The organism is Brevundimonas sp., assembly GCF_965279155.1.
Taxonomy (GTDB): Bacteria; Pseudomonadota; Alphaproteobacteria; order Caulobacterales; family Caulobacteraceae; genus Brevundimonas.
In genome coordinates, this window is the sequence record NZ_OZ257138.1 from 833,970 (window position 1) to 846,491 (window position 12,522).

Consider the following 12,522-nt stretch of genomic DNA (forward strand, 5'->3'; position numbering starts at 1 on the left):
CGGCGGCGGATATAGCAGGGGACCATGACACCGCGCCACCCGCCCGCTAGAAGGCCGCGATGATCGCTTCCTCTCCCTCCCCCATCCACGTCATCGGCGGCGGCCTCGCAGGTTCCGAGGCCGCCTGGCAGATCGCCAACGCCGGCGTGCCCGTCATCCTGCACGAGATGCGCGGCGTGCCCGGCGTCAAGACCGACGCCCACCACACCGATGGCTTAGCCGAACTGGTCTGCTCCAACTCCTTCCGCTCGGACGACTGGGAGCACAACGCCGTGGGCCTGCTGCATGCCGAGATGCGCGCGCTGGATTCGATCATCATGGCCTGCGGCGACATCAATCAGGTGCCGGCGGGCGGCGCCCTGGCCGTGGACCGCGACGCCTTCTCCCAGGCCGTGACCGCGAAGCTGTCGGCCCATCCCCTGATCACCATCGTCCGCGAAGAGATCGCCGGCCTGCCGCCGGAAGACTGGGACAACGTCATCGTCGCCACCGGCCCCCTGACCTCGCCCGCCCTGGCCGAGGCCATCCTGAAGGCGACCGGCGAGGAGAGCCTCAGCTTCTTCGACGCCATCGCCCCCATCGTTCACGCCGACTCGATCGACTTCGACATCGCCTGGCGTCAGTCGCGCTATGATAAGGAAGGCCCCGGCGGCGACGCCGCCGCCTACGTCAACTGCCCGATGGACAAGGAGCAATACAGCGCCTTCATCGACGCTCTGATCGACGGCCCTAAGGCCGAGTTCAAGGAATGGGAGAACGTCCCCTATTTCGACGGCTGCCTGCCCATCGAGGTCATGGCCGAGCGCGGTCGCGAGACCCTGCGGCACGGTCCGATGAAGCCCGTCGGCCTGACCAACCCGCGCGATCCCCTGGTCAAGGCCTACGCCATCGTCCAGCTGCGTCAGGACAACGCCTTGGGCACCCTGTTCAACATGGTCGGCTTCCAGACCAAGCTGAAGCACGGGGCGCAGGCCGAGACCTTCCGCATGATCCCCGGCCTGCAGAACGCCCAGTTCGCGCGTCTGGGCGGCCTGCACCGCAACACCTACCTGAACAGCCCGCACCTGCTGGACCGCCAGCTGCGCCTCAAGGCCATGCCGCGCCTGCGTTTCGCCGGTCAGGTGACGGGGGTCGAGGGCTATGTCGAAAGCGCCGCCATGGGCCTGTTGACCGGCCGCCTCGCCGCGGCCCAGGCGCTGGGTCGCGACCTGTCGCCGCCGCCGCCCGAGACCGCCATGGGCGCCCTGGTCGAACATATCACCGGCGGGCACCTGGCCGGTTCGAAGTTCCAGCCGATGAACATCAACTACGGCCTGCTGCCCCCGCTGGAAGCGCCCAAGGTCGACGAGGCCGGCGTCAAGATCCCGCTCAAGGAACGCGGCCGGGCCAAGAAGCGCCTGATGAGCATCCGGGCGATAGAAAGCCTGAAGGTCTGGCGCGACGCGGCCTGATCGCTCAGGGCCGGGTCGCTCAGCGCAGCTTGGGCAGGCCCGGCCGAAACCCCAACGTCATCACGCCCAGCAACACCACGCCGACGCCCATCAGCATCCAGGCCTGGGTCAGGTCGGCCATATGGTCGCGCAGAAGACCGGCGCCCAGCGGCGATAGGCTGGCGATGATGTAGCCGCCGCCCTGGACGAAGGCGAGCAGGTCGCCGGACCGCGCGGGATCGTCGATCTGATCCATCGCCAGGATCAGGCTCAGCGGGAAGACCGCCCCAATCCCCAGGCCGAGGACCAGCACCACCGGAACCGCTAGGCTGACCGGCGCAAACACCAGTCCGGCCAGACCGATCAAAGCCAGGACCAGAGCCGCCAGGATCGGTCCGCGCCGATCCGGGAACCGCCCGATGGTCATCGACACCAGCAGCCCCGCTATGACCTCGGCGCCGGTCATGCCGCTGAGCAGATAGCCCGCCGTCGCCCTCGGCTGGCCCAGGTCGATGTAGAAGGGCGGCAGCCAGGCCAGCACCAGCGTATAGGCCGACGTGCCCAGCCCCATGATCAGGATCAGATGCCAGGCCCGGCCCTGACGCCAGAAGGGAAGTTCCGGGTCCGTCGCCTCGACCACGGAGGCGCGGTTCGGCTCTTCGGCCGCCGGATCGCGCGACGCCGCCAGCCAGATCAGCCCCGCGACGAAGGCCGGCACGCTCCAAAGCGCCAGCGTCCCTGCCCAGCCGATCGCCTCGGCCAAGCCCGCCGCCGTCGCCGCCGCGATGGCCGCGCCACTCATGATGCCCGTGGTGTAGAGCGCCATGACCGTGCCGAACTGAGCCGGAAAGGCCCGTTTGATGACGACCGGCGCCAGGGCCTGGATCAGGGCCACGCCCACCCCGACGACCGCCGCGCTGGCGATGAGGCCCGCCGTATCGCTCAGCACCGCCCGCACCAGACAGGCGCCGCCGATCAGCAGCGCGCCCAGCAGAACGCCGCGCCGCTCGCCCAGCCGCCGACGCAACGGCCGGATCGACAGGGCGCCGAGACCGATCATCAGAACGGGCAAGGTGGTGAGCAGGCTGGCCGCTGTTGAGCCCATGCCCGTCGCGCCTTCGATCAGGTCCAGCAGGGGTCCGACCGCCGCCATCGCTGGACGCAGGTTCAGCGCCAGGGCGACGATGGCCGCCAGCAACAGCAGCGACGCGCCACGCGTCGGCGCGGCGTCAGGTCGTGCGGTCATGTTGAGGACTCCCACTGAAAATCGCGCTAGTCTCTCGACCTCAAGTATCTCGATGTCAAGATAACCATGCCCGACAGAGCCTCCCGCGCCGCAGCCCAATGGGCTGTGCAACGCCCCGATCTGGACATGCTGCCGATGGAGTTGCTGGGCCGCCTGAACGAGGCGTCTCAGTTGGTGATCCGCGAGCGCCAGACCCCGCTGTTCGCACGCTACGGCTTGCAGCACGGCGAGTTCGACGTGCTGGCGACGCTGCGTCACTCTAGGGAGCGAGGCGGGCTGACCCCGACGGCGCTGTTCGAGGCGGCGATGATGTCGTCCGGCGGCATGACGGCCCGCATCGACCGGCTCGAAAAGTCAGGTCTAGTCGAGCGCCGGCCGCACCCGAGCGACCGTCGGGCCACCCTGGTCCGCCTGACCGACAAGGGGTTCGATCTGATCGATTCGATCATGCCCAGCCATCAGGACACGGCGCGAGAGGCGCTGGCCGGCCTGTCGCCTGACGAACAGAAGACGCTGAACGCCCTGTTGGCGCGCCTGATAGCCGGCCTGAACGGCTAGGTCAGATCCTGCCGCGCAGAACGGCCCACAGCAGGCGAAGTCGCTTCAGCGGCTCGGGCCGATCAGGATCGGCAGCCAGGGCGGCGTGGGCGACGGCGGGGAAACCGACGGGGGGCAGACGCTTCAGCGCGGCGTTGGCGGCGGATCGCAGGGCCGCCGCGTCTTGCGACCGGCCGGTCTGGGCCAGTCCCCAGACACGGCCCGCGTCGGCGACGGCCGCGTCGTGGCCCTCGCCTGCCAGGATTCGCACCCCGACCTGCATCGGCCCGACGTAGAAGGCGTCCAGGTCGTGCGGTTCTTCACGCACACGGCCGATGTGAGCCTCGATCAGGGCGTCGAACGGGGCGCGGTCCAGGCCGTGGCGGGCGACGAGGTCGGTCAGGGCCTCCAGCACCGGATGTCCCTTGCGCGGCGCCCCGGCGAACACGCCATCCATCTGTTCCGCCCACCAGGTGTAGCGCATCTCGGCCAGCAGGGGCTGGGTGACACGCGTCGGGATGGTCATCAGCTCGGCCTCGAAGGCGTAAAGCGCGATCAGGTCGGCGCGGGCGCGTTCGTCCGAGACCAGGCGGCTGGACAGCCAGCGGTCGAGGTCGGCGGTGCGGACCTGTTGGTCGAGCGTATCCGCAGCCTCGGTCAAGCGGCGCGCGACACCGCGAAATCGGCCAGGTCTTCCAGCGCGATGCGCCAGTCGCTGAGCGGCAAGACCGACAGGGCCGCCTTGGCCTGATCGGCATAGTCGCCGGCCAGGTCCAGCGTCGCGCCGATGGCGCCCGAACCGATGATCAGTTCGCGGGCGCGGGTGAAGTCCTCGGGCGTGCGCTCGCCCTTGGTCACGGTGCGCTCCCAGAAGGCCTCTTCACGGCCCTTGGTGCGGGCGACGGCCAGCAGCAGCGGCAGGGTCGCCTTGCCCTCGTTGAAGTCGTCGCCGGCGTTCTTGCCCAAGGCCTCGGCCGTTGCGCCGTAATCCAGGGCGTCGTCGGCCAGCTGGAAGGCGATGCCCAGGGCCATGCCGTAATCGCGCAAAGCCTTGGTCGCGGCCGGATCGGCGCCGGCGCCCACCGCGCCGGCCTCGGCGGCGGCGGCGAACAGTTCGGCGGTCTTGGCCGAAATGATCTGCAGATAGGTGGCCTGGTCCAGGTTCAGGTCGTGGGCGCGGGTCAGTTGCAGCACCTCGCCCTCGGAGATCACGCGCGAGGCCTCGGCCAGAATGCCCAGGGCGCGCATCGAATCGGTCTCGACCATCAGTTCGAACGCGCGGGCGAACAGGAAGTCGCCGACCAGGACGCTGGTGGGCGCGCCCCAGATCAGGTGGGCCGCGACCTTGCCGCGGCGCAGCTCGGACGCATCGACGATGTCGTCGTGCAGCAGGGTGGCGGTGTGGATGAACTCGACTGCGGCGGCCAGCTTCAGCGGCGCGTCGATGTCGCCTGTCGCGCCCACAGCGCGGGCGGCGGCGACGGTCATCAGGGGGCGCAGACGCTTGCCGCCCGCCGACACCAGATGCTCCGCCAGCTTGGGGATGATCGGCACGTCCGACTGCATCCGGTCCAGGATCAGGGCGTCCACGGCGGCCATGTCGACCTCAGCCAGCCGGACAAGGGCGTTGACGTCCCCCTTCGGGCGGGGAGAGGCGGCGATGGCGACGTCCAAACGGATACTCTTTCACTGGCGCGGCGGGCCGCGTGGATGGCTTTTTGCGGCCGGGCCGGCTTGCCCCCGCGAGTTGCGGCGCACAATGATGTTCGACCCCTTGAGGGTCAAGGAGATTGAGGCTTGGACGCAGTCGAAACCCTGCCGACGGAAATCGTCGAGAACGGCCTGTTGAACGGCCGGGTGCGCCTGCGTCAACCCGCGCGCGGCTATCGCGCCGGCATGGATGCGGCTTTGCTGGCGGCGGCGGTTCCGGCCGAGGCGGGCCAGCGCGTGATCGAGGCGGGATGCGGCGCCGGCGCCGTCCTGATGCAGATCGCGGCGCGCCAGCCGGGAGTCGTCCTGACGGGGCTGGAGCGCGATCCGGTCATGGCGGCGCTGGCGGTCGAGAACGCGGCCCTGAACGGGCTGGCCGCGACCACTGTGATTCGACAGGGCGACGTGGCGGCGGGGTTCAGGGCGCTGGGCGTCGAACCCGCCGACTGGGCCGTGTCCAATCCGCCCTTCTTCGACGACGCAGGGGCCTTGCGCGCGCCGGCGGAGGGCAAGCGCGGAGCCTGGATGGCCGACGACGGGCTGAAGGCCTGGACGGACTTCCTGCTGAAAGCGGTGAAGGAAGGCGGTCGGATCGTGGTCGTCCACCGGGCGGACCGGCTGGCGGACCTGCTGGCGCTGTTGGGAGAAAAAGCCGGATCCTTCGCCATACGGCCTGTCCACGCTTTCGCGGACGAGCCGGCCAAACGGGTGCTGGTCCACGCCATCAAGACCGGACGGGCGCCGCTGCGACTGCTGCCGCCGCTGGTGCTGCACAACCGCGATGGCGCCAAGCACACCGATCAGGCCGAGGCCATCCTGCGCGGCGAGGCGGCGCTGGACTGGTGATCGGACGCGGCGTTCGGGTGGTCAATCGCCGCCGGAACGCCTAAATGCCGCCTCCTGACGAAAACGAGCGCGCTCCGTGTCAACCGACGACCTTCCGCATGATCTGCCCCGAGATCTCGAAGACGGCCTGATCGCCGTCGGCGAGGCCGCGCGCGATCTGCGCGAGCCGTGGTGGATTTTCGGCGGCGCGGCCATGGCGCTGTATGGCCTGACAGATCTGCATGTGCCCGACATCGACGTTCTGTGCGCGCCGCGCGACGCGCGCACGCTGCTAGCGGAACTGGGCGGCGAGGTGATCGCCGATCCGGGCGAAGGCCTGTTCCGCTCGGCCGTCTTCGGTCGCGCCCCGGACCAGCCGATCCTGGTCGAGGTCATGGCCGATCTGGAGACCCGCGACGGGGCCGACTGGGTCGAGGTCGCCTTCGCCTCGCGTCGCCGCATCTTTGTCGAGGATACGCCCCTGTTCGTGCCCGACATCCGGGACCATATCGCCCTGTACCGCCTGTTCGGCCGCCCCAAAGATCTGGTGCGGGTCGAGCAGCTTGAACGACTGATCGCCTGAATGCCCTTCCCCTTCGAGATTTCCGCCACCGAAGGCCGCGCCCGCACCGGCGTGCTGAAGACCGCGCGCGGCGATATCCGCACCCCCGCCTTCATGCCTGTGGGCACGGCGGCGACGGTCAAGGCGATGACGGTGGACCAGGTCAAGGCGACCGGCGCCGACATCATCCTGGGCAACACCTATCACCTGATGCTGCGCCCCGGCCCCGAGCGGATGGAGCGGCTGGGCGGGCTGCACAAATTCATGGGCTGGGACAAGCCGATCCTGACCGACAGCGGCGGCTTCCAGGTCATGTCCCTGGCCGGGATTTCCAAGGTCAAGGAGGAGGCCGTGACCTTCTCTTCCCACATCGACGGCTCCAAACATGTCCTGACGCCGGAACGCTCGATCGAAATCCAGGCCGACCGGATCGGCGCCGACATCTCGATGCAACTGGACCAGTGCGTCGCCTATCCGGCCGAGAAGGATGCGGCGAAGAAGGCGATGGAGCTTTCGATCCGCTGGGGCGCCCGCTCCAAGGCCCGCTTCGGCGAGCGGGAAAACCAGGCCCTGTTCGGCATCCAGCAGGGCTCGACCTTCGAAGACCTGCGCCGCCAGTCGTCGGATCAGCTTCAGGAGATCGGCTTCGACGGCTACGCCATCGGCGGCCTGGCCGTCGGCGAAGGACACCAGGCCATGTGCGATGTGCTGGATTATGCGCCCGAGTTTCTGCCGAAGGACCGTCCCCGCTATCTGATGGGCGTCGGCAAGCCGATCGACCTGGTCGAGGCGGTCTATCGCGGAGTGGACATGTTCGACTGCGTCCTGCCGACCCGCGCTGGGCGTCACGGCCAAGCCTGGACCTGGGACGGGCCGCTGAACCTGAAGAACGCCCGCTTCGCCGAGGATCAGGATCCGCTGGACCCGGGCATCGAAGGGCCGTCATCGCAATATTCGAAGGCCTATCTGCACCACCTGATCCGCGCCGACGAAATCCTCGGCAAGGTCCTGCTGAGCTGGCACAACATCGCCTTCTACCAGGCGCTGATGGCGGCCATGCGCGCCGCGATATCGGAGGGCCGGTTCGAAGCCTTCCGTCGCGACTTCCACGCCCGCCAAACGTCGAACTGACATGCGTATCGAGAAGTCAGGCTTCCACGCCTACAACACCTATCTGGAAGAGCCGCCCCGCCCGGACGGCAACGAGACCGCGCTCCACCGGCATGTCATCATCATCGGTGGCGACAAATATGCGTTCTTCGCCCAATGGTCCGGCAAGTTCGCGCACAAGGGCGAGCGCATTTCCTTCGACTGGGACTGGGACCGGACCGGCGAGTTCAGGAACATCGACAAGGCGTCCTTCGAGGCCTTCGCCAAGGACGGCACGGTCCAGATCAGAGGCGACCGTCGCGACAGGCGACGCACCTTCGGCCGTTAAATCCCGTTGACTGAGTCAGCGCTGCGACCGCCCGGCGGGTCGGAACCAGCTAGGGGCCGCAGGCGGGGCGCAGTTCCGTTGCATACCCATGCCCTTCAGGAAGGCGCGGCGCATCCGGCCGGACTGGATGGCGGACTGGACGTGGCGGCTGTGCTGCTCTGCACCGCTCAAGCGCCGTATCCAGCTGCGGCCGGGGATGAAGTCGGTCGTGGTGTCGCGGATGGCGTTCAGCGCCGCCTTGGCGGCCGCATCGGCGGCGCGCTCGCTCAGAAACGAACCGTCCTGACGCGGCGGCTCGTCCGTGTCCGGCCCCAGCGCTTCGTTCAGCCGCGCCACTTCGGCGCCGATGGTGGCGCACTGGTTCAGGTTGCGCAGATCGTAGGGGTTGGCCTCCGCCTGCAATAGCACCGTCGGTATGATCTGTCGGCGCAGGTTGAAATCCTCCAGCGGCGCGGACGCCGCCGCCGCGAACCCCGCCCCCACCTGCTCTGCCCCGCCGACGGCCGACCGTCCGGCGTTGCAGCCCGATAGCGCGAGCAGGAGGACGACAGGCAGGAAAACAGACTTCATGAGTGGGCTTAGACCATGTCGCGTGCGGCAATCAAAGCTTGGCGATTTAGCATTTCGGTAACAAAGAATTCTCTGATCGATGGCACTTTGAGCGCAGTCGTTGGAGTTCACCGTGCCGTATATCGCCAAGAGTCTCGAAGCCCTGAACGCGCCTGCCGGCCCGTTTCAGCGCCTTACGGAACTGGCGTGCCGGCTGTTCGATGCCCCGTCGGCCGTAGTCACCCTGATCACCGGGGCCAACGCCGTGCTTTGGTGCAGTGACTGCACGATCGTCCAGACCACGCCGCGCGAAAGAACCCTGGGCGACCGCCTCATGCAACAAGGCGCAGGCGCCGTCATGGTGGTGGAGGACGGCCTGGCCGATCCCGTCGCACGGGATCATTTTCTGGTCGCCGCGCCCTACAACCTGCGTTTCTACGCCGGGGTGACGATCTGCGGACCGGACGGCCGGCCGGTCGGCGCCTTTGGCGTGATGGACCGCCAGCCCCGCGCGCATCCGTCGGACGCGGACATGGCCACGCTGAAGACGCTGGGCCGAATGGCCGAGGACATCATCGCCACGCTGGAAGTCAGCCGGATCAGCGAGGAGCGGCACGGCACGCTCGAACTGGTCGAGCAGATAGCCGGCGTCGGCCACTGGCGGCTGAATCTGGCCAGCGGCGCCGTCGAATGGTCCGATCAGGTGTTTCGCATTCACGGCCTCGACCGGGCCAGCTTCGATCCCCACGTCGATTCCGCCATCGACTTCTATCATCCCGAAGACCGCGCCGAACTGCTGGCCGCCATCGAGAAGACCGTGGCGACCGGCGAGGGCTATGATCGCCGCCTTCGACTGATCCGCACGGATGGCGAGGAACGCATCGTCCTGAGCCAGGCGCGCGCCGAACGCGACGACGCGGGCGTGGTGAAGGCCCTCTACGGCGTCTTTCAGGACATCACCGACCAGCAGAACCAGATCGCCCGAGCCAAGCGTGACGAGGCTCGCTATCGGCTGCTGGCCGACAATATCGGCGATGTCATCACCCGCATCCGCCCAGACGGCTCCAGCAAATACATCTCGCCCGCCATCGAAGCCTTGCTGGGCTGGACCTTCGAGGAGATGAGCGGCACGGCGCTGGACTATATCCACCCCGACGATCAGGAGCGGGTGGCCCGGTCCGTGCTGGAGACCATGCACACTGGCAAGCAATGCCGGTTGGAGCACCGCGCCGTCCACCGCGACGGCTCCACCGTCTGGGTCGAATGCACCTTCCGCGCATTGGCTGCGAAGCCGGGCCAGCCGTCGGAAGTCGTCGCCGTCATCCGGGACATGACCGACCGCAAGATTCTGGCCGACGAATTGCTCGAAGCCAGAGACCGTGCCGAGGCGGCCGCGGCGGCCAAGAGCGAGTTCCTGGCCAACATGAGCCATGAACTGCGCACGCCCCTGACCAGCGTCATCGGCTTTTCCAACCTGCTGAAGGCCAGCCAGGCCCTGCCTGACGAGGAACGCGGCTATGTCGCGCGCATCGCCACCGCCAGCGAGGCCCTGCTGTCGGTGATCAACGACGTGCTGGACTATTCCAAGCTGGAGGCCGGCGCCATCGAGCTGGAGCCCCAGCCCTTCGATCCGGTCGCCCTGGCGCGCGAGACGGCCCAGATGATGGAGGCGCAATGCCTCGCCAAGGGCTTGTCGCTCCAGGTCGAGCTGGCTCCGGACATGCCCCCGTGCCTGATGGGCGACGAGGCGCGGTTGCGGCAGATTCTGCTGAACCTGCTGGGCAACGCCGTGAAGTTCACCGCCAAGGGATCGGTGGGCCTGTCGCTGGGCGGCGATCAGGGCGAGGACGGGGTATGGCGGTTGACTGCGGCGGTGACGGACACGGGCATCGGCATGAGTCCGGAAACCCTGGCCAATCTGTTCGAACGATTCTCGCAGGCGGACCGCTCGACCACGCGTCTTTATGGCGGCACCGGCCTGGGGCTGGCGATCTCGCGGCGGCTGGCGCGGGCGATGGGCGGCGATATTCTGGTCTCCAGCCAGCCCAGCCAAGGCTCGACCTTCCATCTGACGGCGCCCCTGCTGATCGCGGATGCGGGGACGCGGACGGAAAGCCCACAGCTCTCCGTCATGCCCGAAGGTCGAATTCTGGTGGCGGACGATTCGCCGGCCAACCGCGAACTGATCAATGTCATCCTCAGCGGCCTGGGGCTTGAGGTCACTACCGCCTGCGACGGGGCCGAGGCCGTTCACGCGGTTCAGTCCAAGACCTACGACGTGGTCCTGATGGACATGCAGATGCCGGTCATGGACGGGCTGACGGCGACGCGAGAGATCAGGCGCCTGGAACAGGGGACCGGCCGTCGCCTGGCCATCATCGCCCTGTCCGCCAACGTCCAGCCGGACCAGATCGCCCTGTGCCGCGAGGCCGGCATGGACGATCACCTGGCCAAGCCGCTGCAACTACCCGCACTGGTCGCGGCCCTGTCGAAACATCTCGCGGCGGTCGAGGTCTGCGCAGCGGCCGATCCAGCCATGCCGATGCGTAATTCCCTAAACTGACGCCCGGCTCCACACAGCAAAAAGCCCGCCGAAGCGGGCTTTAAATGGTACGCCCTCTCGGGCTCGAACCGAGGACCCTCTGATTAAAAGTCAGATGCTCTAACCAACTGAGCTAAGGGCGCACCGCGCGACGTCCGGGCTGGCCGAACCGTCGAAGGGCGCCTTCTGTTGTAATCCGGCCTTCCGGTCAAGTCCCGGTCTGCTACTCATGTGGCATGCAACCGTTAAATGGCGTCCGCATCATCGAATTCGACGGCCTGGGGCCGGTCACCTTCGCCGGCATGATGCTGGCGGACCTGGGGGCGGAGGTCGTGCGGCTGACGCGCGACGCCTCGGCTGGGCCGGCGGCGTTCGACGAGGTCGGAGGGGCGGTGCTGCATCGAGGGCGCGTCGCCGTGCCGGTGGACCTGAAATCGGAAGCTGACCGCGGGCGTATTTTGACACTGGTCGATGGGGCGGACGCGGTGATCGAGGGGTTCAGACCCGGCGTGATGGAGCGGCTGGGCTATGGGCCGGAGGTGTTGCAGGCGAGGAAACCCGCGCTGGTGTTCGGGCGGGTGACGGGTTGGGGCCAGACGGGGCCGCTGGCGAACGCCGTGGGGCATGACCTGAACTACATCGGCCTGTCGGGCGTGCTGCATGCGATGGGCGAGGCGGATCGACCGCCCTCCCCGCCGCTGAACCTGGTGGGCGACTATGGCGGCGGAGCCATGCTGCTGGTCGTCGGCGTGCTGGCGGCGCTTGTAGAGGCCAGGACCACCGGGCGGGGTCGGGTGGTCGATGCGGCCATGACCGACGGCGCGGCCCTGCTGGGCGGGCTGTTCCAGGCCCTGCGCGGTCAAGGGATGTGGAACGAGCGGCGCGGGGCCAATCTGCTGGATGGGGGGGCGCCCTTCTATCGCTGCTATACCTGTCGCGACGGGAGGTTCGTTGCGGTGGCGGCGCTGGAGCCACGTTTTTATTCCGCCCTGCTCGCGGGGCTGGAGATCGATCCGGGCGAGGCGGTTCAGTATGACATCGCCGCCTGGCCGGCGTTGCAGGCCCGGTTCGCCGCCCTGTTCGCGAGCCGGGACCGCGACGACTGGAGTGCCCATTTCGCCGGAACCGAGGCCTGCGTCACGCCCGTCCTCAGCCTGGCCGAGGCGCCCGACCATCCGCACAATCAGGCCAGAAGGACGTTTCAGGACGGCCTGCCGCGCCCCGCGCCCCTGTTCGACGGCAAGGCGGTGGAGCCCGCTCCCAAGTCTGCGTTGACGCTGGAGCAAATGGTCACAAAATGGTCCGATCACGCGGGATGACCGGCGGAGTTTTCGGCGCTAAGGGAACGGCTTAGCGCCACAGGCGTTGCATCGGCGAAGACCCGGGGACTTTCCATGACACGCTCGACATTCGTTCTGGCCGCCGCCGTATTGAGCATGTTTGCGCTCTCGGCCTGCGACGACCGGCCGTCGCGGTCGGACGACGATTATCGTGAGATGCCCGTCGAGACGGCGCCGCCTCCTGTCAAGGAAGAAGTCCCCCCGCCGCCGCCCGAGGTCCAGGACCCGACCCCCACGCCCCCGCCGTCCAGCAGCCTTCCGCCTGATGAACGCACGTCGGAACAGACGGTCCAACCCGAGAGCGAGACCCTGTTCTACTAAGAGGGACAGGTTTGCCGGGGGG

The 12,522-nt window shown here is 68.1% G+C and carries 13 protein-coding genes and 1 tRNA gene; 9 read left to right on the forward strand and 5 right to left on the reverse strand.

The window, feature by feature from the left end:
• Positions 1 to 59: 59 nt before the first annotated feature.
• The gene (gene trmFO / locus ACQY72_RS04135) at positions 60 to 1,451 is read left to right on the forward strand and encodes a methylenetetrahydrofolate--tRNA-(uracil(54)-C(5))-methyltransferase (FADH(2)-oxidizing) TrmFO (protein WP_428155974.1); all 1,392 of its coding nucleotides are present in this window, start codon (positions 60 to 62) and stop codon (positions 1,449 to 1,451) included.
• 19 nt (positions 1,452 to 1,470) lie between these two features.
• On the opposite strand, the gene ACQY72_RS04140 is transcribed toward trmFO, so the two are convergent.
• Positions 1,471 to 2,676, reverse strand: a complete 1,206-nt coding sequence (locus ACQY72_RS04140; protein WP_428155975.1) for an MFS transporter — start codon at positions 2,674 to 2,676, stop codon at positions 1,471 to 1,473.
• 66 nt (positions 2,677 to 2,742) lie between these two features.
• Between ACQY72_RS04140 and ACQY72_RS04145 the strand changes: the two genes are divergently transcribed.
• Positions 2,743 to 3,234 (forward strand): MarR family winged helix-turn-helix transcriptional regulator, encoded by a 492-nt coding sequence (locus ACQY72_RS04145; RefSeq protein ID WP_428155977.1) that lies wholly within the window; start codon positions 2,743 to 2,745, stop codon positions 3,232 to 3,234.
• Position 3,235: 1 nt separating this feature from the next.
• Here ACQY72_RS04145 and ACQY72_RS04150 read toward each other — a convergent pair whose 3' ends face one another.
• Together ACQY72_RS04150 and ACQY72_RS04155 are read right to left on the reverse strand one after the other, a co-directional pair.
• Positions 3,236 to 3,874 carry a squalene/phytoene synthase family protein gene (locus tag ACQY72_RS04150; protein ID WP_428155979.1) on the reverse strand — a complete coding sequence of 213 codons (639 nt, stop codon included), beginning with the start codon at positions 3,872 to 3,874 and terminating at the stop codon, positions 3,236 to 3,238.
• Positions 3,871 to 4,887: a polyprenyl synthetase family protein gene (locus ACQY72_RS04155; protein WP_428155981.1), complete on the reverse strand. Its 1,017-nt coding sequence runs from the start codon at positions 4,885 to 4,887 to the stop codon at positions 3,871 to 3,873. Before ACQY72_RS04155 ends, ACQY72_RS04150 begins: the two co-directional genes overlap by 4 nt.
• Before the next feature lie 123 nt (positions 4,888 to 5,010).
• Here ACQY72_RS04155 and ACQY72_RS04160 point away from each other — a divergent pair, with 123 nt between their 5' ends.
• The 4 genes from ACQY72_RS04160 to ACQY72_RS04175 all read left to right on the forward strand — a co-directional run bounded on the left by ACQY72_RS04160 (position 5,011) and on the right by ACQY72_RS04175 (position 7,748).
• Positions 5,011 to 5,769, forward strand: coding sequence for a tRNA1(Val) (adenine(37)-N6)-methyltransferase (locus tag ACQY72_RS04160; protein ID WP_428155983.1), 759 nt, complete (start codon positions 5,011 to 5,013; stop codon positions 5,767 to 5,769).
• 76 nt (positions 5,770 to 5,845) lie between these two features.
• Positions 5,846 to 6,331: a hypothetical protein gene (locus ACQY72_RS04165; RefSeq protein WP_428155985.1), complete on the forward strand. Its 486-nt coding sequence runs from the start codon at positions 5,846 to 5,848 to the stop codon at positions 6,329 to 6,331.
• Entirely contained in the window at positions 6,332 to 7,441 is a 1,110-nt protein-coding gene (tgt, locus tag ACQY72_RS04170; RefSeq protein ID WP_428155987.1) for a tRNA guanosine(34) transglycosylase Tgt, read from the forward strand.
• A gap of 1 nt (position 7,442) precedes the next feature.
• Positions 7,443 to 7,748 carry a hypothetical protein gene (locus ACQY72_RS04175; protein ID WP_428155989.1) on the forward strand — a complete coding sequence of 102 codons (306 nt, stop codon included), beginning with the start codon at positions 7,443 to 7,445 and terminating at the stop codon, positions 7,746 to 7,748.
• 15 nt (positions 7,749 to 7,763) lie between these two features.
• Here the strand turns inward: ACQY72_RS04175 and ACQY72_RS04180 are convergent, their stop codons facing one another.
• Positions 7,764 to 8,318: a hypothetical protein gene (locus tag ACQY72_RS04180; RefSeq protein ID WP_428155990.1), complete on the reverse strand. Its 555-nt coding sequence runs from the start codon at positions 8,316 to 8,318 to the stop codon at positions 7,764 to 7,766.
• Between the two features lie 112 nt (positions 8,319 to 8,430).
• On the opposite strand from ACQY72_RS04180, the gene ACQY72_RS04185 reads away from it, so the two are divergent.
• Positions 8,431 to 10,860, forward strand: a complete 2,430-nt coding sequence (locus tag ACQY72_RS04185) for a PAS domain-containing protein (protein ID WP_428155992.1) — start codon at positions 8,431 to 8,433, stop codon at positions 10,858 to 10,860.
• Between the two features lie 45 nt (positions 10,861 to 10,905).
• Here ACQY72_RS04185 and ACQY72_RS04190 read toward each other — a convergent pair.
• Positions 10,906 to 10,982, reverse strand: a tRNA-Lys gene (locus ACQY72_RS04190).
• Between the two features lie 93 nt (positions 10,983 to 11,075).
• Here ACQY72_RS04190 and ACQY72_RS04195 point away from each other — a divergent pair.
• Both ACQY72_RS04195 and ACQY72_RS04200 read left to right on the forward strand, forming a co-directional pair.
• Entirely contained in the window at positions 11,076 to 12,158 is a 1,083-nt protein-coding gene (locus ACQY72_RS04195) for a CaiB/BaiF CoA transferase family protein (RefSeq protein ID WP_428155994.1), read from the forward strand.
• Positions 12,159 to 12,233: 75 nt separating this feature from the next.
• Positions 12,234 to 12,500: a hypothetical protein gene (locus ACQY72_RS04200; RefSeq protein WP_428155996.1), complete on the forward strand. Its 267-nt coding sequence runs from the start codon at positions 12,234 to 12,236 to the stop codon at positions 12,498 to 12,500.
• Positions 12,501 to 12,522: the final 22 nt, after the last annotated feature.

Bases quoted from the DNA above. Each gene is read 5' to 3' on its own strand.
- trmFO (WP_428155974.1), top strand. From the start codon at position 60: ATGATCGCTTCCTCTCCCTCCCCCATCCACGTCATCGGCGGCGGCCTC.
- ACQY72_RS04140 (WP_428155975.1), bottom strand. From the start codon at position 2,676: ATGACCGCACGACCTGACGCCGCGCCGACGCGTGGCGCGTCGCTGCTG.
- ACQY72_RS04145 (WP_428155977.1), top strand. From the start codon at position 2,743: ATGCCCGACAGAGCCTCCCGCGCCGCAGCCCAATGGGCTGTGCAACGC.
- tgt (WP_428155987.1), top strand. From the start codon at position 6,332: ATGCCCTTCCCCTTCGAGATTTCCGCCACCGAAGGCCGCGCCCGCACC.
- ACQY72_RS04175 (WP_428155989.1), top strand. From the start codon at position 7,443: ATGCGTATCGAGAAGTCAGGCTTCCACGCCTACAACACCTATCTGGAA.
- ACQY72_RS04180 (WP_428155990.1), bottom strand. From the start codon at position 8,318: ATGAAGTCTGTTTTCCTGCCTGTCGTCCTCCTGCTCGCGCTATCGGGC.
- ACQY72_RS04195 (WP_428155994.1), top strand. From the start codon at position 11,076: ATGCAACCGTTAAATGGCGTCCGCATCATCGAATTCGACGGCCTGGGG.
- ACQY72_RS04200 (WP_428155996.1), top strand. From the start codon at position 12,234: ATGACACGCTCGACATTCGTTCTGGCCGCCGCCGTATTGAGCATGTTT.